Origin of the sequence: Yoonia maricola, assembly GCF_002797915.1 — a bacterium.
Lineage (GTDB): Bacteria > Pseudomonadota > Alphaproteobacteria > Rhodobacterales > Rhodobacteraceae > Yoonia > Yoonia maricola.
This window is the reverse complement of the sequence record NZ_PGTY01000004.1, coordinates 154,603-178,138: the sequence shown is the minus strand read 5'-3', so window position 1 is coordinate 178,138 and position 23,536 is coordinate 154,603. Positions and strand designations below refer to the sequence as shown.

Here is a 23,536-nt window from a genome sequence, read left to right as displayed (position 1 = left end):
CTATTTCAGGTCGTTCTGCTTCGATTAGAAGGAGAAGGACACTTCAACAGTTGTACCAACCTGGTAGTCAGGACCACCAACTTCGTCGTCAGCCAGTGCGTCAGTTGTTTCTGCATCAGTGTATGAAACAAGCAGTTCTGCACCGCCGCCGAGGTCATATGTACCTGCAACGTAGTAGTCAGTACCGTCGTCTTCCTGATCAAAAACACCAGCCAGAACTGTGAAACCGTTACCTACGTCGTAAGATGCGTCGAGGCCAGTTTTATCGATGCCTTGGTCGTAGTCGTAGTCAAGTGTGACTGCGATTGGGCCGTCTGCGTAAGCAACTGTGACACCGTAGTTGTCTTCGTCGGAACCGTCGTCTTCAGAAACGTAGTAAACAGTCGCTGTAACTGGACCGAATGGATATGCAACCTGGATACCAGTGGAGTTTTCACCACCTTCACCGTCAATAGCGCTCTTCTCGGCGTATGCCAGAGTGATGTCTGCGCCACCAAGGTTAACACCAGCGGAAATACCGAAGATTTCGTTCTCAGTGAAGTCACCGTTTGCAACGCCGGGTGCGTAAACACCAGCTGCTACAACTGCATCAGTTTCGTCATCAGTCAGACCTTCTTCAGCGTTTGCGGCAGCAGCAATCGCTGCAAGACCAGCAGAGACCGACTCTTCCTGATAGGCCAACGACATGGAGAACATGCCAACTTCACCGGACAAACCGATGGACAGCTGGTCAACTTCTTCTTCGTTTTCGAAGTCGTCGAAGTCAGTAGCGCCAAAACCACCGGCTACCAGCTCGTCGCCATCAATGTTCGCGTCAACAAAACCGTTGTCGCCAGCTTCGTGGCCCAGAGCGTGTGTCAGGACGTAAGATACAGATGCGTCAAAGCCACCGAAAGACACGTCACCGCGCAGAACGTTTTCGCCGTCGTTTTCAGAGAAGCCGTCAGCTTCCATATCACCGGCTGCTGACCACTGTGTGATCGCCGCGAATTCTGTTTCGCCCAAGTACAGGCCAGCTTCGTCTGTTGTCAGTGACAAAAGAACGCCGTCAGACTGGATCGCTTGCTGGTTGGTTTCGTCGAACAGGTCAAACTCAAGCGACACACCGGCGGTAACGCCGTTGTCCAGAGCAGCTGTACCAGTGATGTTCAGATCACCTTCCCAGTAGAAACCGTCGTTATCGCCGATTTGCTCGTCGTTGTCGTCGTCGCCATCGTCGTTGAAGCCCAGCGAGAAGTCGCCACCAAATTCAACGCTTGCGTGTCCGTCAGCGTATACAGCCGGGGCGCCTGCAAGCAGGATCAGTGCTGTTGTTGTAAGAAGGGTGCTTTTCATGGATATTTTCCCTCGTGTTTTCGCATTCCCAAGAATGCCAGTTTTCCTAGCATTGGCGTTTACCTGCGCCCTTCCATGTGAACACTCAAGAGAAATAGGGCTGTACTGTCGGTCTTTGGTTAAAATGATGCATCAATGACACACAAAGTTTTGAACGATGACACGGGTGCAATTTCGCTCTATTTCAGGCCGAAATATACCGTGATCCTTATTTCTTGGAGTCTGCCATGCCCCTAGCCGAAATTCAGGCCCGTGTCGCGAGCGCATGTGATGCGGCAGGTCGAAATACTGCGGACGTCAAGCTGATCGCAGTCTCCAAAGTGCAGCCCAATGCACGGGTTCAGGCCGTGCTTGAGCAAGGTCACCGCATCTTTGGTGAGAACAAGGTGCAAGAGGCCGCTAGCAAATGGCCCGATTTTCGCACGCAATATGCGGACATTGAACTTCACCTTATTGGCCCCTTGCAAACCAACAAGGTCAAACAAGCGATGCAGCTGGCAGAGGCCATTCACACGGTGGATCGCCCCAAGCTTGCCAATGCTATCGCACGTCATGCGCAGGATTTGGGGGCCTGTCCCGATCTTTACATTCAGGTCAACACGGGCGAAGAGCCGCAGAAATCGGGTGTTCTGCCAACCGATACCGACGCCTTTGTGGCCGAGGTACGCGCACTGGATCTGCCGGTGAAGGGGCTGATGTGCATCCCCCCTGTTGATGAAGAACCTTCGCTGCACTTTGCACTTCTGGCTAAAATTGCTGCGCGTAACGATTTGACAGGGCTTTCGATGGGCATGAGCAGTGACTTCGAAAGCGCTATCGCTTTAGGGGCCACGCATATCCGCGTCGGCTCGGCCATTTTTGGTGAGCGTGTTTACGGGTGAGCAACGATTACAACCCGCCGCAAGACCCGCTGGCGATTTTGCATGATGATCACGAAGTGCTGCTGGTGGATAAGCCCAGCGGCCTTTTGTCCGTTCCCGGCAAAGGCGAACATCTGTCGGATTGCTTGATCACCCGCGTCCAGAAGGTTTTTCCGACCGCCCTTTTGGTCCATCGTCTTGACCGCGATACATCGGGCGTCATGATCTTTGCGCTGACCCCCCACGCCCAGCGCCATCTTGGACTGCAGTTTGAAAAACGCCAAACCAAGAAAACCTATGTCGCACGTGTTTGGGGCGAGATGGCAGAAAAGACCGGCACCGTCGATCTGCCCCTGATCGTCGATTGGCCAAACCGGCCACTGCAGATGGTTGACCATGAGAACGGCAAACAAGCGGTGACCGACTGGCGCGTCATACGCGCCCGCGATGGTGAAACCCGCGTACGGCTGATGCCACGCACCGGACGGTCGCATCAGTTGCGGGTGCATATGCTGGCACTGGGTCATCCCATTCTGGGAGATCCGTTTTATGCGGAAGGTACCGCGCGGGATTACCCGCGCCTGATGTTGCATTCAGAGACGTTACAGTTTCGCCATCCTGACGGGGGCCAAGGGATACGCATTACAGCAAAGGCACCGTTTTAAGCTGGCCAAGGATGCCTCCGGCGGGAGTTTTCAGGCCAAGATGAAAAAGGGAGCCCACGCTTTATCCTTTGGCGAATTGCGCGATGGCGTCGATTTCTGATTGTACAATCTCATGACCGCCCGCGTGCCAGTGAAGCGAGACCTCTGCCCCTTGTGCTGTCAGATAATTTGCCAACGCTTGGGTCATTGGTGCAGGGCAAATTGGGTCGCGCTCACCGGCGGTGATCAGAATACGTCGTCCGTTCAGTCCGGGTTGCGGGGTTGGCGACCATGGGATCAGCGGGTGCATGAGGATCAGATCATCGACAAGGTCGGGTTGACTGAGCGCAACAGCGGCAAGAATATTCGCCCCGTTTGAATAACCTAAACCCATTGTCTTTGACGGTGTGACAGAGTCTTTTTCGGTCTGAATGAAGGTTACCATCGCAGAGGTGCGCTGCGCGAGATCATCCATGTCGTAGACACCTTCACCCGTTCTGCGGAAGTACCGCAGCGCGCCATTTTCTGACACATCGCCACGCGGCGAGGTGACGTGCGCACCCCGGATCAGCTGTTCCGCGAACCCATGAAACTGGGTTTCATTGCCGCCCGTGCCGTGAAAGGTCAGGAACAGCGGACGACCCGCCGTTCCTTCGGTGCGTTTTGCGACGTAAGCCATGTCAGTCACCTAAGGGCTGCAACAGGCCTTCCAACCGGCCCCGCAGATGTTCGTGCTGGCTGGGCAGTTTCAGGGCCTCGCCCAGATGTGCGGTATCTTCGTCGCGATCAAAGCCCGGCTCATTCGTAGCAACCTCAAACAGAACGCCACCGGGTGTGCGGAAATAGATCGCGTAGAAATAGTCACGATCAATAACCGGGGTGACCTGATAACCAGTGTCCAACAGCGCCTCGCGCACTTCCAACTGACGCGCGCGGTTTTCAACCGCAAAGGCGATGTGGTGCACCGACCCTGCGCCTTGCGACGCATGCCCTGCTGTTGGCAGTTCTTCGATGTCAATCGTATTGGCATCATTGCCGCCGGGGACGATAAAGCGGGTGACGTTGTCTTGACTATCCAGCTTTTCATACCCCATGAACTGCAACAGCTCACCGCTGACGCCCGCATCCTTCAGACGCATATCGGCAGAATGGAAGCCACGGATACCCATGACCTCGCTCACGCCATTGCCCGTCCAAGGGGTGCGGTCATCATCGCTTTCGACCAATGCAAACTGGTCGCCATCGGGGCCATCAAACAGAACACGCTTTTCACCAAAGCGCGTGTCTTGGGCAACGCCTTTCACCGCAAACGCCGCGAACCTATCCAGCCACGCCTGCGCAGACCCGGTGGGAATGCTGAAGGCCGTCCGCCCGACCTCACCCACACCTTTTCCACCGCGCCCCGCATTGGGGAAGGGGAAGTAGGTCATGACAGTGCCGGGCGACCCGGCCTCATCACCATAGTAGAGATGATAGACGTCAGGCGCGTCGAAGTTCACGGTCTTCTTCACCCGGCGTAAGCCGAGCACGTTTGTGAAGAAAGCGTTGTTCTCGCGGGCATCACTGGCCAAAGAGGTGACGTGATGCAGTCCTTTGATTTGATTTAGCATATCGCGCTCCTATTCCTTTGCAGGGATAGATAACGATTTCACAAACGCACTTAAGGCCGATAGGCGCACCTAATTGGTGCGTACCTGCACATGATGCTACTCGGCAGCCCAGCCAGAGATTGCTTTGACTTCGAGAAACTCCTCAATCCCCCACACACCGCCTTCGCGGGCGCGGCCGGACATCTTCATGCCGCCAAAGGGCGAACCCGCGCCGCGACCTTTGCCATTCATCTCGACCATACCAGAGCGCAGCGCGCGGGCCATGCGGTTGCGCTTGTCACCATCTTGGGATTGGACATAGTTGGTCAAGCCGTAAGGCGTGTCATTGGCGATCTTCACCGCATCCACTTCATCCTCGAACGGGATGATGGACAGGACCGGACCAAAGATTTCTTCCTGCGCGATACGCATGTCGTTGCTCACATCGGCAAAGACAGTCGGACGGACATAGTACCCGCGGTTCATCCCCTCTGGCAGGCCGGGACCGCCAGCAACCAGACGGGCACCTTCATTGATACCAACCTCGATCATGTCCTGAATTTTGGTCCATTGGGTCTTGTTCACAACAGGGCCGATATGGCGACCGGGTTCGGACGCGGGGCCAACTGTGATCTTGCTTGCAATCTCTGCCGCCGCTTCGACCGTCTGGTCGTAGATCGCGCGTTCAACAAGCATCCGGGTTGGCGCATTGCAGGACTGACCAGAGTTGTTCATGCAATGGACTACGCCACGCTTCACCGCTTTTTCATCAGCATCGGCAAAGATCACATTGGCACCTTTGCCGCCCAACTCCAGCGTTACCCGCTTGAGCGTTTCGGCCGCCGCGGCAGAGATCGCCTTACCGGCACGGGTGGACCCCGTGAAGCTGATCATCGCCACATCTTCGTGGCGCGACAGCTGGCTGCCAACACCGGCACCATCGCCGTTCACAAGATTGAAGACGCCAGCGGGCACGCCTGCATCATGCACGAACTCAGCGAACAGAAGGGACGAGAGAGGGGACTCTTCGGAGGGCTTCAGCACCATGGTGCATCCGGCCAGCATCGCAGGGATTACCTTGAGCGTCACTTGGTTCATTGGCCAGTTCCAAGGTGTGATCAAGCCAACAACACCAATCGGCTCCATCGCAATACGGTCATTCGGGGCATGCGGACCAAGGGGTTTGATCCATTCGACATGTTTCATCGCATCGAGGGAGTTCTTTAGATGCCATGGCAAACAAGGCGCCTGACTGCTGCGCGCCATATCAATGGGCGCGCCCATTTCCAGGCTGATTGCTTCTGCCATTTCCTCGACCCGCGCTTCATACTGATCAAGAATGGCTTTTACATATCCAGCACGGGCCTCCGGGTCTGTTGCCGCCCACGCAGGGAAGGCCGCCTTTGCCGCAGCAACCGCTGCATCCGTATCCGCCTGATCGCCCAGCGAGATCACAGCACAGGCATCCTCAGTTGACGGATCAATCACATGGTGATCATTGGCGTCCACAGGCGGAACCCATGCACCGTTGATGTAGAAATTGCGGCTTTCGATCATCGTGGCTCTCCCTAGCTTCTTAAGAAATGTGGCATCGCAACAGGCCTTGCGCAAGCGGATGTGGTATTACGGTCATATCCTACCTATATTGGGCTTGGAATTCATACCACAAGGAGTACCAAGATGGGTCTGCGCATCAACGATACGATCCCTGATTTGACGGTCGAAACCGATCAGGGCAGTTTTTCTTTACATGACTGGATTGGTGACAGCTGGGCGATCCTGTTTTCGCATCCCAAGGATTTCACTCCCGTTTGTACAACCGAATTCGGGGCCGTTGCGCAACTGGCTGATGAATGGGCCAAACGTGGGACCAAGGTGATGGGGATCAGCGTCGATGGCGTTGAGGACCACAAAAAGTGGAAGAACGATATTGAAACCTTTGCCAATAGCAAGGCAGGGTTTCCCATTATCGCAGATGAAGGGCTGAAGGTCGCCAAAGCATTCGACATGCTGCCTGCGGACGCCTATCTGCCTGATGGACGCACCCCGGCAGACAGCGCGACGGTCCGCGTGGTCTTTATCATCGGACCGGACAAACAGCTTAAACTGTCCATGACTTATCCGATGAACGTCGGTCGTAACTTTGCCGAAGTACTGCGCGCGCTGGACGGTCTGCAAACGGCGGCTGGCAAAGGCGTTGCAACGCCAGCCAACTGGAATGTTGGTGACGATGTGATCATCCCGGCGACGGTTAGCAACGAAGACGCACAAGCCAAGTTCGGGGATTTCACAACAGTCTTTCCCTATCTGCGGACAACGAAACTGAAAGACTAAACGCAAAAGGCCGCCTGTGAATTCAGGCGGCCGTTGTCATGTTCTGCAACTCTTTCTTAGAATGTGTAAGAAACGCCTAGTGATAGATACGGCAGTGCTTTTATATCTGCCGCGTCACTGATTGCGTCTCGAACATCGGGATCAGCGTCGATAGCCGCCTGATCAGCCGGGTTTTCTGCTTCATATTCTATATCAATGCCGCCGGTCAGAATGACGCCAACCTCAGACGTCATCGCCCAACCGCTGCCAAAACGCCAGTCGTAACCAGTGGTGATCATCGGTGCCACCTTGTTGGCGAACTCAGCTGTGACATCAGCCTCATCGCCATTGACCTGACCTGATGCACTCAGATCTGTGTTGGACAGGAACAGTCCACCAGAAATGCGCCAGCCGTTTTGCATTGGATAGTAGTCAGCCAAAGCGGCCAAGCCGCCAAGGTTGAATTCACCCTCGACAGTGTCGCCATCGTCGGTCTCATCGAAATCAAGGCTCAGACCGCCCATAAAAGCGCCACGTGCGCGCCATTGTGGGTCAATCTGATAAGCACCTTCTAGGTTCAGCCCAAAGGTCGAAAGGCCTGTGCCGACCGTAAAGTCGCCAGTGTCTTGTGCAGCGGCCATTGCGCCAATTGTTGTTAGGGCTGTGGCTGTCAAAAGTGTCTTAAGGTTCATGGGTTTCCCTCGGAAAGAATATTATGGTGATGGCAATGCGAACGTTTGATTACCAGTTTGTGAATAAATGCTTAATGCGACCGCATCGAAACATAGAATTTTTATAAAGATTTTAGGTTGTCAACCAATAACACCCGGTCGATTGACCGGGTGTTATCCAATAGCGGTCTAAGAATTCAAAAAGAAGTCGAAGGCCTAGTCTTCGGCCTCTTCTTTTGTGATCTCTTCGCCGGTTTCCTGATCAACCATCTTCATGGCCAAACGGACCTTACCGCGATCATCAAAGCCCAGCAGTTTGACCCAAACTTCCTGACCTTCTTTCAGAACGTCGGAAGGGTGGTTCAGACGGCGGTTTTCGATCTGGGATACGTGCACCAGACCATCACGCTTACCAAAGAAGTTCACGAAGGCGCCAAAATCGACAAGCTTCACAACTTTCCCTTTGTAGATGACGCCTTCTTCCGGCTCTGCCACGATAGAATGGATCATATCGTAGGCTTTCTTGATCGCATCAGCATCGTTGGACGCCAGCTTGATGATACCTTCGTCGTTGATATCGACCTTCGCGCCAGATGTTTCCACGATCTCACGAATAACCTTACCGCCCGACCCGATGACTTCACGGATCTTGTCGGTTGGGATCTGCATGGTCTCGATCTTGGGTGCGTGAACTGAGAATTCATTCGCGCCGGTCAGGGCTTTGCTCATCTCACCAAGGATGTGCAGACGGCCAGCTTTGGCTTGGGCCAAGGCTTTGGACATGATCTCTGGCGTGATGCCTGCGATCTTGATGTCCATCTGCAAGGATGTGATGCCATTTTCGGTACCCGCAACCTTGAAGTCCATGTCGCCAAGGTGGTCTTCGTCGCCCAGAATGTCGGACAGAATGGCGTATTCACCATCGTCTTCCATGACCAGACCCATCGCCACACCAGCAACCGGTGCTTTCAGCGGCACACCTGCGTCCATCATGGACAAGGAACCACCACAGACGGACGCCATGGAGGACGAACCATTTGATTCAGTGATCTCTGACACCAGACGGATGGTATATGGGAAATCGGTTGCCGCAGGCAGAACCGCCTGAAGCGCGCGCCATGCCAGTTTACCATGGCCAATCTCGCGACGGCCGGGGCCGCCTACACGACCAACTTCACCAACAGAGTATGGTGGGAAGTTATAGTGCAGCATGAAGTTGGATTTATACATGCCGGTCAGCGCGTCGATCATCTGCTCGTCATCACCAGTACCCAGTGTGGTCACAACCAGACCTTGGGTTTCACCACGTGTGAACAGGGCAGAACCATGTGTGCGTGGCAGGATGCCAGTCTCGGATACAATTGGGCGGATGGTGTCGAGTGCACGGCCATCGATACGCTTGCCGTTCTTCACGACATCGCCACGCAGAACCTGGCTTTCCAGCTTTTTCAGCGCAGCACCAAGGTTGCCGTCTTCCTGTTGCTCTTCTGTCAGAGCCTCAACAATCTCGGCCTTGGCGGCAGTCACAGCAGCAGTGCGTTCCTGCTTGTCGGTGATTGCATAGGCAGCACGCATCTTGTCTTCACCAGCGGCTTTCACAGCGGCTGACAAGTCAGAGTAATCCTCTGGCTGGAAGTCAAACGGCTCTTTCGCGGTGTCTTCGGCCAGATCGATGATCAGGTCGATGACAGGCTGAATGCTATCGTGGGCGAATGTCACCGCACCGAGCATTTCTTCCTCGGTCAGCTCATAGGCCTCAGATTCAACCATCATCACGGCGTCTTTGGTGCCGGCCACAACAAGGTCCAAACGCTGTTCTGGGTTCATGCGCAGGTTGTGCATGTCGTCGATTTCAGGGTTCAGGATGTATTCGCCATCCTCAAAACCAACGCGGCAAGCTGCGATCGGACCCATGAACGGCGCGCCAGAGATCGTCAACGCAGCAGAGGCCGCAATCATCGCAACCATATCGGGGTCGTTGACCATATCGTGGGACAGCACGGTGCACATCACCAGAACTTCGTTCTTGAAGCCAGGGACGAACAGCGGGCGAATGGGGCGGTCGATCAAGCGGGATGTCAGCGTCTCTTTTTCAGTAGGACGCGCTTCGCGCTTGAAAAAGCCGCCTGGCACTTTACCGGCGGCATAATATTTCTCTTGATAGTGGACAGTCAGCGGGAAAAAGTCCTGCCCCGGCTTTTGCTTTCGTGCAAAAGTAACGTTGGCCATGACGCTGGTTTCACCCAATGTCGCGATGACGGACCCGTCTGCTTGGCGGGCAACCTTGCCCGTTTCCAGTGTCAGCGTTTCTTCGCCCCACTGAATTGATTTCTTCACTTCATTAAACATGATGTTTTCCTAGTTGGCCCAGTGCGGGCCTTTTTGCGTAGGGGGCGTATTCCCCCTCATCCCGATATCTTGTTTTGGCGCTGGGATGCGGGCGCCTGCTTCTCAAGATTTGCGGGGCTTAGCGGGTTTTGATGCGTTTGGGAAGGGGGTCGCTGTAACGCCCGAAACGATCCAATCGCCCGACAGCCAAATGTTTTAAAACAATCGGGAATAAACCCCTGCTTTGGGGCGTAACCACTGCGGAGCGCAACAAGTAATAGGAAAAAGAACATCCCAATGACAAAATTTACATCCGCAAGCCTTATCACCTGTATTTTGACCAGTACTGCCTCTGTCGCAACGGCGGATGAAATCAGTATCGAAATTCAGGCCCCGTCAATCAGCGCCGCTTTCGCCAATCAAGACGGTATCGGCGCAGAAACATCAGCACGTATCAGCGCAGACTATACGTTTGAGACGAATGCCGGTTTCCGGCTAGGCGTCTGGGATATGGATCTGAGCGATAATGAAGGACAAGGCGGGGCGCCCACCGAACTTTCGTTCCGGCAGGTTGATTTTGTCGGCTTCAGCAAATTTGACGCAACACCTGAACTTAGTCTTGAGTTTTTGATTGGTTTGCGCGCACTCGGCCTGAACGACCAGAACTTCACAAGCGAGGGGCGCGAGACAAATTTTGATGGGGTCGGCGGCGTTTTCGGCGTAAACGGCGCGCATACCATCATCCCAGGCGGCGCGATCTACGGCAACTTTGAAACCGCGGTGCTGTTTGGTGACGGTGATACAACGGCCGTTGGTGAGGCGACGGCAGAAAATGCACGGTCTGATTTGAGCCAGACGACGATTGGTTTCGGATACGAGCATGACTTTGCATTGGGCGACAGAAGCACAACACTCAGCATCGGCTATGAGGCGACAGTACTCAGCGGTCTTGAAGACCCAACTGACGTCACGGTTGGATTCGATGGCGTCGTGCTAGGTGCATCGGTTACATTCTAATCCCAACCGGCTTTGAAACAAAAAACGCCCACCGATTGGTGGGCGTCTTCTATAATCCGTTCTCAACCGTATCGCCTTAGCGACGCAGGCCCAGACGCTTGATCAGGTCTTGGTAACGCTCTTCGTCTTTGGCCTTTGTGTAGTCCAAAAGCTTGCGACGCAGGGCGACCATTTTCAGCAGACCACGGCGGCCGTGGTTGTCTTTCTTGTGGGTCTTGAAGTGCTCTGTCAGCGTCGCGATGCGGCTGGACAGGATCGCGACTTGCACCTCGGGGGAACCAGTGTCGCCCTCTTTGGTTGCAAATTCCTTCATGATCCGTGTTTTTTCTTCAGCAGTAATCGACATCGGGGTCTCCTTCATATCAAGGGTTAATGGCGCGATCCGGGATGTCGTCCAGAAAGGCCCGTGGAGGGTCCGTGCGGGGGTGAACCCCGCGCGGATGCGGTGCAATAGGAGGATTCTGCGTAAAAGGAAAGGGTTTTGTTAGGCGGCGACCAAAGTGATCTGTGCCAGATCAAGGTCAGAAAGCTCAAGAAAGGTCGCAACGACCGTATCATCCGCCATTAACACCAGCCCGTCTTTTGTATCAACTGTGCGCAACTCTGGCGCGTCGCCTTCATATGTGATCTCGATCATGTCTTCTGCCGCGTCAAAATCTTCAACGATCAGTTCGTTATCGACCAACAGCGCAAAGGTATCGGCACCCGTACCGCCATGCAGGTTGTCGCCCGTACCGCCCATCAGCGTATCATCACCGGCACCGCCGTTGATATAGTCGAGGTCCGCATCACCCCTGTCGTAAAGGATGTCGTCCCCGGACCCGCCATGCAGCGTATCCGCGCCACTGCCACCAACCAACGCATCATCACCGAGCGACCCAAGCAACGCATCGTCGCCAGCACCACCCATCAACACATCGTCACCGCCGCCGCCATTCAGCGTGTCATCACCCGCACGACCGGCCAGCACATCGTTCCCAATGTGCCCGTTTAATTCATCATCGCCCTCACCCGCATCCAGCGCATCATCGCCGCGCCCGCCTTGCAGGATGTCATCGCCCGCGCCGCTGGCCAGATGGTCATCGCCATCTTCGCCGTCCAGATAATCATCCCCTGCCCCGGTCAGCACGATATCATCCAGATCGCCAGAAAAGATCACCGTGTCTTCGTCGCTGGGGTCGATCAGATCATCAATTGGTTTGATATCGACGCTCGGATCATCATCCTCAGCCGTCTCATCCATCACCGAAGTTTCTTCTTCATCCGCGTCCGACATCACGACAGCCGCCATAGCGACCCCCATCAATCCAAAAAGAGCAAGCATTCCGCTAACCTACCACTATCCGAGTCGCCCCCACCCTGACGGCAACTGGATAGCATGAGAGCACAGCGAAACCGCGTGAAAACTGAACGAATGGTTAATGCCTAAAGAGCATCCCAAAGGATCGGTTGCTGCGTATAGCTGATGTAAAGCGGGTGCTTGGGGTGCCCGTGTTTGCTGATGCCAAGCGAATAAAGCGGCTTACCGGTTTGTCGTAAAAGCACTTCCATCTGCGGACCGCGATCACGGTGTGTGCCGTGGGTGCCCCAAGCGGCGATCACCTGATCAGCCCATGCGACCCCTTCAAGGATCGTCGTATCATTCTCAGGCCCAACCGGGTCCTTGGCCTTGCGCATTTTAAACGGGTCAGTGTCGCGCCACGCAAAGATATTCGTCACGCGAAATGCGCCAAAGCCCAGCGCCCGCGCTCGACGCTCACAACGCTCGACTGTGGGATCGTTTTGTACTTCGGTGGCCTTTGATGGGTTCAGCATCACAAAGAGCACACGCTTGCCCTGCGCGTCCCACGTCCGGGTCAGCGCATAGCGATAGCGCTCGCAAGCTGAATAGACAGCCTCGGATGGCGCATCGTCTTTGATATGCCTGCGGGTGATCACCTAGACGACAAAGACGCGGGAGGGCTGCAATTCACCACCGCGATAGGTGCCAACGGCAATGGCCTTGCCCTCAAACGAAGCCCAAACCTCTTCGCCAAATTCCACGTCCGTCGCAATAACCGAAGCAGGGTTGCCATTGCGCAGCTTGGCAACGCTTTCGGCCAGACAGCGGACCTCTGGCAGATCAGAGAGGCCAACCTCCAATGGCTGCAAATGCGCATCCAGATCAGGCGTCTTCGCCAGCGCATCCACCTGTTCCAGCGTCACGCCATCGGTAGCCTGAAACGGCCCCGACCAAATCCGACGCAGTGATTTGACATGCGCCTTACAGCCCAACGCATCCCCCAAGTCGCGGGCGATAGACCGAACATAGCCGCCTTTGCCACATGTCATTTCCAGCACAATGTGATCAGCGTCAGGTCGATCAACCAACACCAGTTCTTCGACCCACAACGGTCGCGCCGCCAGCGCCATCTCTTCGCCATCGCGGGCCTTTTTGTAAGCACGCTCACCATCCACCTTCACGGCAGAAAACTGAGGAGGCACCTGCATAATGTCACCAACAAACGCACCCAAAGCGGCTTTGATCTCTGTCTCGTCCGGGCGAAGATCAGAGGTGGCGATCACCTCACCATCGGCGTCATCGGTATTGGTCGCCTGCCCCAACCGCACGGTGAAGGTATAGGCCTTCAACGCGTCGGTGATATAAGGCACTGTCTTGGTCGCCTCACCCAAAGCCACCGCCAGCACACCTGTCGCCTCTGGATCAAGCGTACCAGCGTGCCCGGCCTTTTTGGCATCCATCGCCCAGCGCACCTTGTTCACAACAGCAGTCGAGGTGATGCCAGCGGGTTTATCCACAACCAGCCACCCCGAAATATCGCGCCCCTTGCGTCTGCGTGCCATGTCATTGCCCCTTGCTTTTGTGCGCGCTTGCTATTGGGTCCGCAGGGACTGGTCAATATCGCGCACGCCTTGACGCTGGGTGTCGCCCCTTTCATGCTTGGTTTGTCATATTGCAACGGAGCGTCTCCATGTCTCAGCCGATCGTGCAAAAGGGCAACTGCCTTTGCGGGGCCTGCCGGTTTGAATTGGAAGGACCGCATAACTGGGTTGGTCATTGCCATTGCGAAAGCTGTCGCAAAGCAACGGCCTCGCCCATGACCACATGGATCGGACACCCTAATGGCGCATGGCGCTTTGTTGGAACGACGCCCGCATCCTACGAAAGCAGCCCCGGCACGACACGCGGCTTTTGCCCGACCTGCGGATCGCCGATGTTTTTCCGCACGACACGTTTTCCCGACGAGGTGCATTTTTATGCAGCACTTCTTGCAGAGCCGGATAAGGTTGTACCAATGGCGCACTACCATGCAGATGAAAAGCTGTCTTGGCTTCACCTCGCCGATAGGTTGCCAAACCTTTAGGGCGGCAGATCATCAGAATAGGAAAGACCAAAGATGGCCACAGCACTTCTTGCCCGAAACCGGAACTTCCGCTTGCTGTTCAGTGCTGGTGCCCTGACGAACCTCGGCGATGGTTTGGTGGTGCTGGCGCTGCCATGGCTGGCCACGTTGATGACGGACAATGCGCTGATGATCGGCGCGGTCGCAGCCGCAGGGCGGTTGCCATGGTTGTTTTTCGCCATCCCCGCAGGTGTGATCATTGACCGAGTAGACCGGCGCAAGCTGATTGCGCGGGCTGATCTGCTGCGGGCCGTGATTGCATTTGCGATTATGCTGCTTGCCTTGCAAAGCCATGATGAAGGGGGCGTTTGGCTGCTGGCGGGGCTGGCCTTCTTGCTTGGCTCCGCGGAAGTGCTCAGGGACAATGCGGCGCAAACGATCCTGCCATCCATCGTCGCCTCAGAAGACCTTGAAAAGGCGAATGGGCAGTTGTGGAGCACCGAACAGCTGACCGGGCAATTCATCGGCCCGCCTTTGGCCGGGGTATTGATTGCAGCGGGCATCGCAGTGCCTTTTGGCCTGCATGCCGGGTTTCTGGTTTTGGCGGCAGGATTGGTCTGGCTGATCACACTGCAGCCGACGCTCAAAGCGCAAACCGGGTTTGGTCAGGCCCTTTTGGAAGGGATCGCCTTCATGCGCGGTGATGCCCTGCTTTTGAGGCTGGCAATCGTGCTGGGCATCGCAAATTTCATCGCCACGGCAACGCTGACGGTACAAGTGCTTTTTGCACAGGATGTACTGGCGCTTTCACCCGCCGCTTACGGTTTGGTCCTGTCAGCCGCCGCGATGGGCGCGATTTCCGGCAGCCTGCTGGCACCATGGCTGACGCGGCTTTTCGGTATCCAACTGTGCCTTTTCGCATCGGTCGCTGGGTGGGGGATCGGCTATACAACCATCGGTCTAACCTCGCAGGGGGTCGTGATGGCCTGCGCCCTTTATGGTGTGATGGCCGCCGCGATGCTGTGGAACGTCATCACCGTTTCATGGCGGCAGCGCCGTATCCCGTCCGAACTCTTAGGCCGTGTGAATAGCATCTACCGCTTCTTTGGCTGGGGATCGATGCCGCTGGGTGCGTTGGCCGGTGGCCTGCTCGTGTCGGTTTTAGAAGACGATATGGGGCGCGAGATGGCGATCCGCGCACCGTTCCTTTTGGCAGGGCTTAGCTGTGCTGCGTTGTTAGCTTATGCAGTGTTCAAGCTGAGCTTGGACTAATTGCCTTCCAACACTTCCAAGAAAGCATCACCAAACCGTTCTGCATATTTATCGCCAATCACACGCGTCAGGTGTTCCATATCAGCGCCGCGTAGTTGAGCAACCTTGGCCAGCATTGAGGCCGAGCAACTCATCGGTTTATCGGCCCCGTGCGGCCCACGGTTGAGCGAAGCTTGCACCTGCATCAGACGGTCGTAAACCGCACCTTCATCGCGCCCCGCCAGCTTACGGCGCATAGGATGCACCTCTTCGGTCGCACCGGCGATCACCTCAAGAAAATCACGCCCATAGTTTTCCAGCTTCTTGGCCCCGACACCGCCGATATGCGCCATCTCATCCAGCGTCATAGGCCGCTTCTCGGCCATCTCGATTAAAGTGCGGTCGTTGAAGATGATATAGGCCGGGGCATTCGCCTGCTCTGCCAGATAGCGCCGCTTCGCTTTCAGCGCTGAAAGAAGCGGGGCATCTTCCTCGCTCACCAACATCCGCACCTTCGGGCCTGAACCACGCGCCGCTTTGATTGTATCCTTGCGCAGTTCAATCGTCGCCTCACCCCGCAGGATAGGGCGCGCATGTTCCGTCATCCGCAGTGCGCCATGCCGTTCACGATCAGGGCGCAGTAGGTCATGGCCCATCATCTGCCGGAAAATCGCCTGCCATTGCCTTTTGTCGTAATCCTTGCCGACACCATAAGTCGGCAGGCTGTCATGGCCGCGTTGTTGGATTTTATCTGTGGCGTTACCCAACAAGATATCGATCAGATGCCCAGCACCGAACCACTCTTCTGTCCGCAGAGCTGCCGACAAAGCCATGCGCACAGCCGTCGTGCCATCAAAAACCTCAGCCGGTTTTTCACAGAGGTCACAATGCCCGCAAGGGCCAGGCGTTTCACCGAAATACTCAAGCAGATTCTGACGGCGACAGCGCAACGCCTCTGCCAGTCCCAATAGCGCATTCAACCGCCCATGATCCGCCGCGCGGCGCTCTGGCGGGGCCAACCCTTCATCAATCTGCTGGCGGCGATAGCGGATGTCGTCGGGACCAAAAAGGGTCAGGGTTTCAGCAGGTGCGCCATCCCGGCCCGCGCGACCAATTTCCTGATAATAGGCCTCGATCGATTTGGGCAGGTCCGCATGGGCGACCCAGCGGATGTCGGGCTTGTCGATCCCCATGCCAAAGGCAACTGTGGCGCAAACAATCAACCCGTCCTCTTGCTGGAAGCGGCGTTCCACAATGCGCCGGTCCTCCGCCTCCATGCCGCCATGGTAATGGCAGGCGCGATGGCCCGTTTCGGACAACGCCTTGGCCAGCGTTTCGGTCTTTGCGCGCGTTCCGCAATAGACGATACCCGACTGCCCTTTGCGCGCAGCGGCAAAGTTCAGAATCTGATTGCGGGGGCTATCTTTGACGGCAAATGCCAAGTGAATATTCGGCCGGTCAAAGCCGCGTAGAAAAGTGGACGGTTGCTGCCCACCAAAAAGCTTTTCAACAATCTCTTCGCGTGTTTCAGCATCCGCAGTCGCAGTGAAGGCGGCCAATGGCACACCCAGCGTGCGCTTCAACTCACCAATCCGCAGATAATCAGGGCGGAAATCATGGCCCCATTGGCTGACGCAATGGGCCTCGTCCACCGCGATCAGGCTGATACCTGCGCGGCGCAGCATGTTCATCGTGCCGCCCGAGGCAAGGCGTTCGGGCGCCATGTACAAGAGCTTGAGCGTACCGGCCTCCAACGCCTGCCAAACGGCATCGGTTTCTTCGGGGGTATTGCCGGACGTCAAAGCACCGGCCTCAACACCCGCTTCACGCAAACCGCGCACCTGATCACGCATCAGGGCAATGAGGGGAGAAATGACGACAGTGACGCCGTTTCGGGCCAAGGCAGGCAATTGAAAACACAAGGATTTCCCGCCGCCCGTTGGCATGATCGCGAGAGTGTTTTCACCTGCGATCACGGCATCAACGATCTCTTCCTGACCCGGGCGAAAGGCATCAAAGCCGAAAACGTCACTCAGAAGCGATGTGGTGGACACGCAGATACCCTGTTTTTTGCAATTCTTGCTGCTCTTGAGCGTGACAATCCCACGGTAAGAATCAGTTAACAAGAGGCAGTGATGCGGCAAAAATACAAAAGGCCGACACCCCCGAAAGGATGCCGGCCCAAGGAACGGGAAGGGGGACGCCTTCCTGCTTAGCTGTTGATGTCGTAGTCGCGTTGGGCGACAGCTTGACCATCAACTTTCAGAATGGCGATCACGTCACGCTTTGGGTTTGCGCCAACATTGACGCGAACATCTGCGTTTGCACCGGCATTCACGGTCTCAGTACCCAACAAGGCGCCAAGTTCGCCTGTGCCATAGTCGTAGATTTCCACAACGCCAGCACCTTCGGCACGTACGATGCCAAGATCCAGAACGGTGCCGCTTTCCAGGTTTTCGTTGTACTCAAAATAGCTGTCAGCGGAGGCAAAAGAAGCGGTGGCAGCGATGGTAGCGGCGACGAGTGCGATTGATTTGATAGACATGGTTATGTTCCTTTAGATTTGTGTATGTGCAGCGGGAGAACTGCTATGTGTTTTGGTGGTGGCGACCCGTCATCGGGCCACCACCGAGGGGGGATTACTGGTTGATGTCGTAGTCGCGCTGCGCAACGGTCTGGCCGTCAACTTTCAGCAGTGCGATCACGTCCTGCTTTGGACGGGCACCAACATTGACGCGAACATCTGCGTTTGCACCGGCATTCACGGTCTCAGTGCCCAACAAGGCGCCGACTTCACCTGTTGCGAAATCGTAGATTTCGACAACGCCTGCGCCTTCAGCGCGGACCAGGCCAAGATCCAGGACAGATGAGCTGTCCAGATTCTCGCCGAATTCGAAGTAGTTGTCAGCGGTAGCGACAGAAGCAGTAGCAGCGACTGTAGCGGCGACGAATGCGATTGATTTGATAGACATGGGTTTGTTCCTTTTCAGTTTTTGTGGTGCGGCGTTCGATGCCGCGTTTTCGTATGTTTGTGCGGCGCATCTGCCGCGGTTGGGTTTGTTTGTGCGGCGGGGTGTGCCGCGTTTCGATGAGACTAAGATTGGTCAGAAAGGCCGGTTCGGGAAGGTGCACACCGATCACGAAAATGGTGATCGATGTGATCGGCGTTGGTGCTTGACATGCGAGTTTTCGTTCTACCGGAACAGTTCTGCGCATTTATGCACAGAAAAGGAGTCCTCTTTGTGCGCCAGTTGCCCTTGGGGCAGCCAAAACTGGATCAAAAGTTTTTCACCTGTTCACAGATTTCAGTTAGGCGCATTTCTGTGAGGTGCGATTATTTCTCCAACCTCGCGCCCGCGTGACCCATGTGACAGGAAATCAGGGGCTTAGCAGTCCCCGACTTCGCTATCGAAGCAGCCGCACCCACGATTTTGAGTCGTTGCCAAGCCCTGTCACACCCCGTAACCCTATTGGTTCAGGAGGTATCTGATGGGCGAGATCATTTTAGTTCGGCACGGGCAGGCCAATTCAGGTGCAACCGATGAAGAAAGCTATGACCGGTTGTCTGATCTGGGCCACCAACAGGCAAAATGGCTGGGTGACTACCTTTCTGACCGCGAAGGCGCCTTTGACAAAGTCATTTCCGGCAGCCTGCGCCGCCATAAAGAAACCGCCGCCGGCATCGGTTACCAAGATCCCCACATCGACCCCCGCCTGAACGAGATGGATTACTTCAATCTAGGCCAAGCGTTGGAAGATGTGCACGGTGTGCCCTTCCCCGGCCCCGATGAATTCGCCAGCCATGTCCCCCAAGTAATGGAAGCTTGGCATAAAGCCGAGATTATGGGCGTCGAAAGCTTTGCTTCCTTCGAGGACCGCGTGACCTCTGTTCTGCAAGAGGCGGCAAGTCCGGGGGTACGCGTCTTATGCGTCACCTCTGGCGGGGTGATCGGCATGATCATCCGCCATCTGCTGAACCTTGATCCCACGCGCATGGCGCACGTGCTGCTACCGATCATGAACAGTTCACTGCACCGGGTGCATGTCATCCCCCAAGGTCCGATCCTTGCCAGCTTTAATGCCGTGCCGCATCTGGACCGGGATGACCGCATTCATGCCCAGACACATTACTAAAGGACCACGCCCATGCTGAAACTGCACTACGCCCCGCGCACCATCTCTGTCGCTATCGCCATTGTTCTCGAAGAGCTGGAAATCCCGTATGAAGCCGTCCGCATTGATTTCGCAACCGCCGAGCAAACCAAACAGGACTATCGCGAGATCAACCCCAAAGGCCGGGTGCCCGCATTGGAAACCCCCGATGGTATCCTGACCGAGACCCCGGCGATCATCGAATACGTGGCCCCGCAACTTGTGCCCGAAGATGCCTTTGCTGCGGCCAAGATGCGCGAACTCATGGCGTATCTCAACGGTACGATGCACCCCCATCACGCCCATGGGCTGCGGGGGGAGCGTTGGGCTGATGAAGAAAGTTCACTCGCCGATATGAAACGGAAAGTGCCAGAGCGGATACGGGATTGTTCCGTGCATCTTGAAGAATATCTGCCCAGCCTTCCCTTTCACACCGGCACGTTAGAGGTGCTTTCGGATGCCTACCTCTATGTGGTCCTAACCTGGCTACCAGGCGATGGCGTCGATATCACCCATTTCCCGCGGCTAGAGGCGTTCCAGCACCGGATGAACACCAAAGCCTCTGTGCAGGCGGTCTTTGAAAAAGGCATGCTGTGATGACCCATATCTGGGTCCGGTCCGAGGCCCGTCCGCACGAAGCACGCGTCGGGCTGACCCCGCAAGGTGCTGCCAAGCTGATGTCGGCCGGATATCAGGTGACCGTTGAGGAAAGCACACAACGCAGTTTGCCAACCGCCGATTATGCCGCCGCCGGATGCGCGATTGCATCTGAATTTTCTTGGGTTGATGCCCCGCAAGATGCGATCATCTTCGGCCTCAAGGAACTGCCCGACGACGGCACGCCACTCCGGCACCGCCACATCATGTTTGGTCATGCTTATAAGGGGCAACCATCAGGGAAGATCCTACTAGACCGGTTCAAGACGGGCGACGGTACACTTTATGATCTGGAATATCTGACGGACACAGATGGACGGCGGGTTGCGGCCTTTGGCTATTGGGCGGGATATGCCGGCGCGGCTGTGTCGCTGATGTGCTGGTTGGCACAACAAAACGAACAGGTTGCAGGACCTGTGAAAGCCTACCCCAGCGCGAACCATCTGCTAATGGAACTGCAACAGGCGTTGGTGGCGCTGGGGACCCGGCGCCCAACCGCGCTGATCATCGGCGCTTTGGGGCGGGTCGGCTCAGGGGCGGCTGATCTGTGTCATGCCATGGGAGTAGCCACGACGAAATGGGATATGGCTGAAACCGCCTCAGGCGGACCATTCCCGCAAGTGCTGGCGCATGATATCTTTCTCAACTGCATTCTGGCGCGCCCCGGCACGCCAGTGTTTGTGCCCTCCAGCACCAAAGTGGCGCCGCGCGCGCTCTCGGTCGTTGGCGACATCGCCTGCGACCCCGGCAGCGATTTTTCCCCGATCAAGGTCTATGACCGCACGACCACATGGGATGCGCCTGCGCTCCGGGTACATGACCACCCTGTGCTCGATGTCACGGCAATCGACAACCTGCCCTCTATGCTGCCTACCGAGAGCAGCGAAGACTTTGCCGAACAGCTTTTGCCGCATCTGATGACACTCGGGCAGATTGACGATGGTGTCTGGGGGCGGGCACGGGTGTGGTTTGAACGGGCAACATCCTGACCGGACGCAGGTTTCGTGAAAGGTAAGGTGGATCATGATCCACCTTACTCAGGCGGGACGGTAAAGATCATCCTCAGCCGCCGAAGGATCCACACCAAGGGCGGCCATTCCGGCCTCAAGGTGATCAGCCAAATGCGGTGACCCTTTCAGATAGTCCGCGGCAGGCGTCGTCGCTTCGCGCTCCGCTGTTGCTAAGGCTTCGGCGAAATCCTCGGGCTCAAAACTCCCGCGCCCGATCCAAAAGACGGCGACCAGCCCGACTTTTTCGTCATCGGCAAGCTGATCAACAAAGCCATCAAACTCATTCTCGGCCCGGTCAAGCTCGCGCGCCAGAATGATCACCTCGGCGATCTTATCGGCTGTGATTGGTAACATCGGATATCCTCCTTTGCGTCCAGCATGGCGAAGCGACACGCAGGCAACATTGATCTGGCGCAAGCTTTAGCCAATCCACATCGACTTACTTCTTGTCGCGCGCAGCTTTCTCTTCCTTGGTCAGCTTGTTGTTCCAAACATTATTGCTCAGACCCAGTTCAGCCGCCAAAGGCTTGGTTTTGCCAACACTGACCTTGCCGCCTTTGTTCAGAAATTCCTGAATAAGAGCATCGTCAGTGTTTTCTTTGGGAACATGTTTCATGTGAGAGACGGTAGTCCAGTACGGCGCGGCGAGCAATGGTGGGCATGCGGGACAAAGCGTACCTTGGATCAAAGCGCGCCAAGATTCGTTTCGCCGAACCGTTCAATAAACGGCCCTTTTGCGAAGGCTAGCTAAACGCATCCAGAAGAACATTGGCCGCTGCAGTCCGCTCGGCCCAATCTTCACCCTCGATGCATTTCCACTCCGCCCCCAAATCATCCAACCAAGAGCGCAGCTTGACGGTGAACCACGCTCGGCGCGCCGGATCAGGGAAATGTCGTGTACCGTCATCTTCCCAAGGCGTGGCATGGTCGAGCAAAAGGTAAGTCTTCCCTTCAACCGCAGAACGTGCCCAGTCTACGAGCGGCTTATGCACTTTACCTAACAACGCTTCGGCCCAAACTAACGTTTGCAAGGCATCCGTATCCTCGACAATAATCGGTCCACCTCGCGCCGCCATCGTATCGGCCACCGCTTTGTGGCCCGCCATGATCGCCTCAAAGTCTGACGCGACCCAATCTTGCCCATGTCGGAATACGGCGTCGTAATCACGCCCATATTCAGGGATCGGCACACTTTTAAGCCGTGCGGCCAAAGCTTGGGACAATACCGTCTTGCCAGTGCTTTCGGCTCCCACCAGAACAAGGCGGCGTTGGTAGTGGCTCCGCACTGGAACTGGCACATGGCTCCAATTGCTCGTCAAATCTTCTCGGATTGCGGTCGCCGACACCGGCACAACCTTTCGCTCCGGGTCCACAGGAAAGGGCCGCGCATCGACTTCCTGCGCGAGGCGGTGGACGTAGCCTTCAGAACCGAAGACCCAATCAATCGGCTCGGGGTGAAACTCCGCAATTGCTGCGCGCCAGATAGGCCAAAAGTCGTGGTGATCCTCTGGTGCCTGCGGAATGTCGCGATGCATGTGCAGCACGCGATAGCCGGGCCACGACAAGCATTCCCTCATCCACTTGGCCCTTAGGTGTCCGTCAATCGGCTCTGCGTCATGACTACACACTAGCACCGTCATCACATCACACCGTGCTTTCCCGACCTCGGCACAATAGAGATGGCCCGCATGGGGTGGCATAAACTTCCCCAGTAGAAAGCCGTGTGTTTTCATGTCGTCAGAGGACGCATCGCAGCCTGACGCCACTGGAATAACCCTGTGATAGCAAGGCATAGGAACACGACGTAAAGTGCAGCCGTCGGCTCCAGTCCGCGGGTGTAGAAAAGGCCAATCGCCAGCACATCCACGGCAATCCACAAATACCAGCTTTGCAGGTATCTTCGCGACAATAGGAATTGTGCAGTTATGCTTAGCGCCGCCACTGCCGCGTCCCAGTACGGGGCGGCTGCATCGGTATGGGCCGCCATCAGACTCGCAACGAATAACCATACAATGGCGGTCGCCCCGAGATAAAACGCGAACATGCCAGTTCCCAAAGGCGCCACGATGACCCGACCGTCGGGCGCACGCCCGTTTATCCAGACATAGAGGCCGTAGAACTGAATAAAGAAAAAGTAGACCTGTAGCAGCGCATCACTATAGAGCCGATATTCCCAGAAGATGAAAAAATATAGCGTTACCACGGCAAAGCCGAACGGGTAATTCCAGATCGAACGTCTGATGATCAGACTTACGTTCAGTATTCCACATACAACCGCGAGCCACTCGATAGGGCGGCTGCCAACCATGCCCCAGAAGAACTCCAACATATCGCTTACCCTTCTCGCTTAACTTACCGAGTTTAA

Annotated in this window: 26 protein-coding genes; 9 read left to right on the top strand and 17 right to left on the bottom strand. The window is 56.0% G+C overall.

Translation table 11 applies throughout. The annotated features are described in order from the left end of the window. Positions 1-24: 24 nt before the first annotated feature. Positions 25-1,335, bottom strand: coding sequence for a porin (locus tag BC777_RS17710; protein WP_100369547.1), 1,311 nt, complete (start codon positions 1,333-1,335; stop codon positions 25-27). 227 nt (positions 1,336-1,562) lie between these two features. On the opposite strand from BC777_RS17710, the gene BC777_RS17705 reads away from it, so the two are divergent. Together BC777_RS17705 and BC777_RS17700 are read left to right on the top strand one after the other, a co-directional pair. Then, on the top strand, positions 1,563-2,216 hold the full coding sequence (locus BC777_RS17705) for a YggS family pyridoxal phosphate-dependent enzyme (RefSeq protein WP_100369546.1): 654 nt from the start codon (positions 1,563-1,565) through the stop codon (positions 2,214-2,216). Then, positions 2,213-2,860 carry an RluA family pseudouridine synthase gene (locus BC777_RS17700; RefSeq protein ID WP_100369545.1) on the top strand — a complete coding sequence of 216 codons (648 nt, stop codon included), beginning with the start codon at positions 2,213-2,215 and terminating at the stop codon, positions 2,858-2,860. Before BC777_RS17705 ends, BC777_RS17700 begins: the two co-directional genes overlap by 4 nt. Before the next feature lie 61 nt (positions 2,861-2,921). Here the strand turns inward: BC777_RS17700 and BC777_RS17695 are convergent, their stop codons facing one another. The 3 genes from BC777_RS17695 to BC777_RS17685 form a co-directional block, all read right to left on the bottom strand. After that, positions 2,922-3,518 (bottom strand): alpha/beta hydrolase, encoded by a 597-nt coding sequence (locus tag BC777_RS17695; protein WP_100369544.1) that lies wholly within the window; start codon positions 3,516-3,518, stop codon positions 2,922-2,924. Between the two features lies 1 nt (position 3,519). After that, on the bottom strand, positions 3,520-4,449 hold the full coding sequence (locus BC777_RS17690) for a VOC family protein (RefSeq protein ID WP_100369543.1): 930 nt from the start codon (positions 4,447-4,449) through the stop codon (positions 3,520-3,522). Between the two features lie 96 nt (positions 4,450-4,545). Then, a complete protein-coding gene (locus tag BC777_RS17685; protein WP_100369542.1) occupies positions 4,546-5,985 on the bottom strand; it encodes an aldehyde dehydrogenase family protein in 1,440 nt (479 codons plus the stop codon). 123 nt (positions 5,986-6,108) lie between these two features. Between BC777_RS17685 and BC777_RS17680 the strand changes: the two genes are divergently transcribed. Next, a complete protein-coding gene (locus BC777_RS17680) occupies positions 6,109-6,762 on the top strand; it encodes a peroxiredoxin (RefSeq protein WP_100369541.1) in 654 nt (217 codons plus the stop codon). 56 nt (positions 6,763-6,818) lie between these two features. Here BC777_RS17680 and BC777_RS17675 read toward each other — a convergent pair whose 3' ends face one another. Further along, positions 6,819-7,433, bottom strand: a complete 615-nt coding sequence (locus tag BC777_RS17675; protein WP_100369540.1) for an autotransporter domain-containing protein — start codon at positions 7,431-7,433, stop codon at positions 6,819-6,821. A gap of 195 nt (positions 7,434-7,628) precedes the next feature. Beyond that, positions 7,629-9,761 (bottom strand): polyribonucleotide nucleotidyltransferase, encoded by a 2,133-nt coding sequence (pnp, locus tag BC777_RS17670; protein WP_100369539.1) that lies wholly within the window; start codon positions 9,759-9,761, stop codon positions 7,629-7,631. Between the two features lie 276 nt (positions 9,762-10,037). Here pnp and BC777_RS17665 point away from each other — a divergent pair, with 276 nt between their 5' ends. Beyond that, a complete protein-coding gene (locus BC777_RS17665; protein ID WP_100369538.1) occupies positions 10,038-10,757 on the top strand; it encodes an Lpg1974 family pore-forming outer membrane protein in 720 nt (239 codons plus the stop codon). 76 nt (positions 10,758-10,833) lie between these two features. Here BC777_RS17665 and rpsO read toward each other — a convergent pair whose 3' ends face one another. The 4 genes from rpsO to truB form a co-directional block, all read right to left on the bottom strand. Further along, positions 10,834-11,103 (bottom strand): 30S ribosomal protein S15, encoded by a 270-nt coding sequence (gene rpsO / locus BC777_RS17660; RefSeq protein WP_100369537.1) that lies wholly within the window; start codon positions 11,101-11,103, stop codon positions 10,834-10,836. A 138-nt stretch (positions 11,104-11,241) separates the two neighbouring features. Then, the gene (locus tag BC777_RS17655; RefSeq protein ID WP_245834461.1) at positions 11,242-12,081 is read right to left on the bottom strand and encodes a calcium-binding protein; all 840 of its coding nucleotides are present in this window, start codon (positions 12,079-12,081) and stop codon (positions 11,242-11,244) included. 101 nt (positions 12,082-12,182) lie between these two features. Beyond that, positions 12,183-12,695, bottom strand: a complete 513-nt coding sequence (locus tag BC777_RS17650) for a DUF1643 domain-containing protein (protein ID WP_100369536.1) — start codon at positions 12,693-12,695, stop codon at positions 12,183-12,185. Continuing rightward, complete coding sequence (gene truB / locus BC777_RS17645; RefSeq protein WP_100369535.1) at positions 12,696-13,601, bottom strand: tRNA pseudouridine(55) synthase TruB; 906 nt, start codon at positions 13,599-13,601, stop codon at positions 12,696-12,698. Positions 13,602-13,729: 128 nt separating this feature from the next. Here truB and BC777_RS17640 point away from each other — a divergent pair, with 128 nt between their 5' ends. Together BC777_RS17640 and BC777_RS17635 are read left to right on the top strand one after the other, a co-directional pair. Continuing rightward, a complete protein-coding gene (locus BC777_RS17640; RefSeq protein WP_100369534.1) occupies positions 13,730-14,122 on the top strand; it encodes a GFA family protein in 393 nt (130 codons plus the stop codon). Positions 14,123-14,155: 33 nt separating this feature from the next. After that, positions 14,156-15,373 (top strand): MFS transporter, encoded by a 1,218-nt coding sequence (locus BC777_RS17635; protein ID WP_100369533.1) that lies wholly within the window; start codon positions 14,156-14,158, stop codon positions 15,371-15,373. Here the strand turns inward: BC777_RS17635 and recQ are convergent. The 3 genes from recQ to BC777_RS17620 all read right to left on the bottom strand — a co-directional run bounded on the left by recQ (position 15,370) and on the right by BC777_RS17620 (position 18,324). Continuing rightward, a complete protein-coding gene (recQ, locus tag BC777_RS17630) occupies positions 15,370-17,406 on the bottom strand; it encodes a DNA helicase RecQ (RefSeq protein ID WP_100369532.1) in 2,037 nt (678 codons plus the stop codon). The two genes, BC777_RS17635 and recQ, sit on opposite strands and share 4 nt — an antisense overlap. Before the next feature lie 158 nt (positions 17,407-17,564). Further along, positions 17,565-17,897, bottom strand: a complete 333-nt coding sequence (locus tag BC777_RS17625; protein ID WP_100369531.1) for a hypothetical protein — start codon at positions 17,895-17,897, stop codon at positions 17,565-17,567. 94 nt (positions 17,898-17,991) lie between these two features. Next, on the bottom strand, positions 17,992-18,324 hold the full coding sequence (locus BC777_RS17620) for a hypothetical protein (RefSeq protein WP_100369530.1): 333 nt from the start codon (positions 18,322-18,324) through the stop codon (positions 17,992-17,994). A 517-nt stretch (positions 18,325-18,841) separates the two neighbouring features. Here BC777_RS17620 and BC777_RS17610 point away from each other — a divergent pair. Genes BC777_RS17610 through BC777_RS17600 form a run of 3 tightly spaced genes read left to right on the top strand, consistent with a single transcriptional unit; the run spans position 18,842 to position 21,150 of the window. After that, on the top strand, positions 18,842-19,486 hold the full coding sequence (locus BC777_RS17610; protein ID WP_100369528.1) for a histidine phosphatase family protein: 645 nt from the start codon (positions 18,842-18,844) through the stop codon (positions 19,484-19,486). Positions 19,487-19,498: 12 nt separating this feature from the next. After that, complete coding sequence (locus tag BC777_RS17605; protein WP_100369527.1) at positions 19,499-20,101, top strand: glutathione S-transferase family protein; 603 nt, start codon at positions 19,499-19,501, stop codon at positions 20,099-20,101. Next, positions 20,101-21,150 (top strand): saccharopine dehydrogenase, encoded by a 1,050-nt coding sequence (locus BC777_RS17600; protein WP_211095398.1) that lies wholly within the window; start codon positions 20,101-20,103, stop codon positions 21,148-21,150. The genes BC777_RS17605 and BC777_RS17600 overlap by 1 nt, the downstream gene beginning before the upstream one ends. Before the next feature lie 48 nt (positions 21,151-21,198). Here BC777_RS17600 and BC777_RS17595 read toward each other — a convergent pair whose 3' ends face one another. The 4 genes from BC777_RS17595 to pnuC all read right to left on the bottom strand — a co-directional run bounded on the left by BC777_RS17595 (position 21,199) and on the right by pnuC (position 23,500). Next, entirely contained in the window at positions 21,199-21,525 is a 327-nt protein-coding gene (locus BC777_RS17595) for a DUF3775 domain-containing protein (RefSeq protein ID WP_100369525.1), read from the bottom strand. A gap of 85 nt (positions 21,526-21,610) precedes the next feature. Then, positions 21,611-21,787: a hypothetical protein gene (locus BC777_RS19420; protein WP_168769214.1), complete on the bottom strand. Its 177-nt coding sequence runs from the start codon at positions 21,785-21,787 to the stop codon at positions 21,611-21,613. Between the two features lie 127 nt (positions 21,788-21,914). Beyond that, the gene (locus BC777_RS17590; protein WP_168769213.1) at positions 21,915-22,748 is read right to left on the bottom strand and encodes an AAA family ATPase; all 834 of its coding nucleotides are present in this window, start codon (positions 22,746-22,748) and stop codon (positions 21,915-21,917) included. A 152-nt stretch (positions 22,749-22,900) separates the two neighbouring features. Continuing rightward, entirely contained in the window at positions 22,901-23,500 is a 600-nt protein-coding gene (gene pnuC / locus BC777_RS17585; protein ID WP_211095397.1) for a nicotinamide riboside transporter PnuC, read from the bottom strand. Positions 23,501-23,536: the final 36 nt, after the last annotated feature.

What these genes read in the sequence shown, in the direction of transcription:
- BC777_RS17710 (WP_100369547.1), bottom strand. Translation starts at nt 1,335, where the DNA reads ATGAAAAGCACCCTTCTTACAACAACAGCACTGATCCTGCTTGCAGGC.
- BC777_RS17705 (WP_100369546.1), top strand. Translation starts at nt 1,563, where the DNA reads ATGCCCCTAGCCGAAATTCAGGCCCGTGTCGCGAGCGCATGTGATGCG.
- BC777_RS17695 (WP_100369544.1), bottom strand. Translation starts at nt 3,518, where the DNA reads ATGGCTTACGTCGCAAAACGCACCGAAGGAACGGCGGGTCGTCCGCTG.
- BC777_RS17690 (WP_100369543.1), bottom strand. Translation starts at nt 4,449, where the DNA reads ATGCTAAATCAAATCAAAGGACTGCATCACGTCACCTCTTTGGCCAGT.
- BC777_RS17685 (WP_100369542.1), bottom strand. Translation starts at nt 5,985, where the DNA reads ATGATCGAAAGCCGCAATTTCTACATCAACGGTGCATGGGTTCCGCCT.
- BC777_RS17680 (WP_100369541.1), top strand. Translation starts at nt 6,109, where the DNA reads ATGGGTCTGCGCATCAACGATACGATCCCTGATTTGACGGTCGAAACC.
- BC777_RS17675 (WP_100369540.1), bottom strand. Translation starts at nt 7,433, where the DNA reads ATGAACCTTAAGACACTTTTGACAGCCACAGCCCTAACAACAATTGGC.
- pnp (WP_100369539.1), bottom strand. Translation starts at nt 9,761, where the DNA reads ATGTTTAATGAAGTGAAGAAATCAATTCAGTGGGGCGAAGAAACGCTG.
- BC777_RS17665 (WP_100369538.1), top strand. Translation starts at nt 10,038, where the DNA reads ATGACAAAATTTACATCCGCAAGCCTTATCACCTGTATTTTGACCAGT.
- rpsO (WP_100369537.1), bottom strand. Translation starts at nt 11,103, where the DNA reads ATGTCGATTACTGCTGAAGAAAAAACACGGATCATGAAGGAATTTGCA.
- BC777_RS17655 (WP_245834461.1), bottom strand. Translation starts at nt 12,081, where the DNA reads ATGCTTGCTCTTTTTGGATTGATGGGGGTCGCTATGGCGGCTGTCGTG.
- truB (WP_100369535.1), bottom strand. Translation starts at nt 13,601, where the DNA reads ATGGCACGCAGACGCAAGGGGCGCGATATTTCGGGGTGGCTGGTTGTG.
- BC777_RS17640 (WP_100369534.1), top strand. Translation starts at nt 13,730, where the DNA reads ATGTCTCAGCCGATCGTGCAAAAGGGCAACTGCCTTTGCGGGGCCTGC.
- BC777_RS17635 (WP_100369533.1), top strand. Translation starts at nt 14,156, where the DNA reads ATGGCCACAGCACTTCTTGCCCGAAACCGGAACTTCCGCTTGCTGTTC.
- BC777_RS17625 (WP_100369531.1), bottom strand. Translation starts at nt 17,897, where the DNA reads ATGTCTATCAAATCAATCGCACTCGTCGCCGCTACCATCGCTGCCACC.
- BC777_RS17620 (WP_100369530.1), bottom strand. Translation starts at nt 18,324, where the DNA reads ATGTCTATCAAATCAATCGCATTCGTCGCCGCTACAGTCGCTGCTACT.
- BC777_RS17610 (WP_100369528.1), top strand. Translation starts at nt 18,842, where the DNA reads ATGGGCGAGATCATTTTAGTTCGGCACGGGCAGGCCAATTCAGGTGCA.
- BC777_RS17605 (WP_100369527.1), top strand. Translation starts at nt 19,499, where the DNA reads ATGCTGAAACTGCACTACGCCCCGCGCACCATCTCTGTCGCTATCGCC.
- BC777_RS17600 (WP_211095398.1), top strand. Translation starts at nt 20,101, where the DNA reads ATGACCCATATCTGGGTCCGGTCCGAGGCCCGTCCGCACGAAGCACGC.
- BC777_RS17595 (WP_100369525.1), bottom strand. Translation starts at nt 21,525, where the DNA reads ATGTTACCAATCACAGCCGATAAGATCGCCGAGGTGATCATTCTGGCG.
- BC777_RS19420 (WP_168769214.1), bottom strand. Translation starts at nt 21,787, where the DNA reads ATGAAACATGTTCCCAAAGAAAACACTGACGATGCTCTTATTCAGGAA.
- BC777_RS17590 (WP_168769213.1), bottom strand. Translation starts at nt 22,748, where the DNA reads ATGAGGGAATGCTTGTCGTGGCCCGGCTATCGCGTGCTGCACATGCAT.
- pnuC (WP_211095397.1), bottom strand. Translation starts at nt 23,500, where the DNA reads ATGTTGGAGTTCTTCTGGGGCATGGTTGGCAGCCGCCCTATCGAGTGG.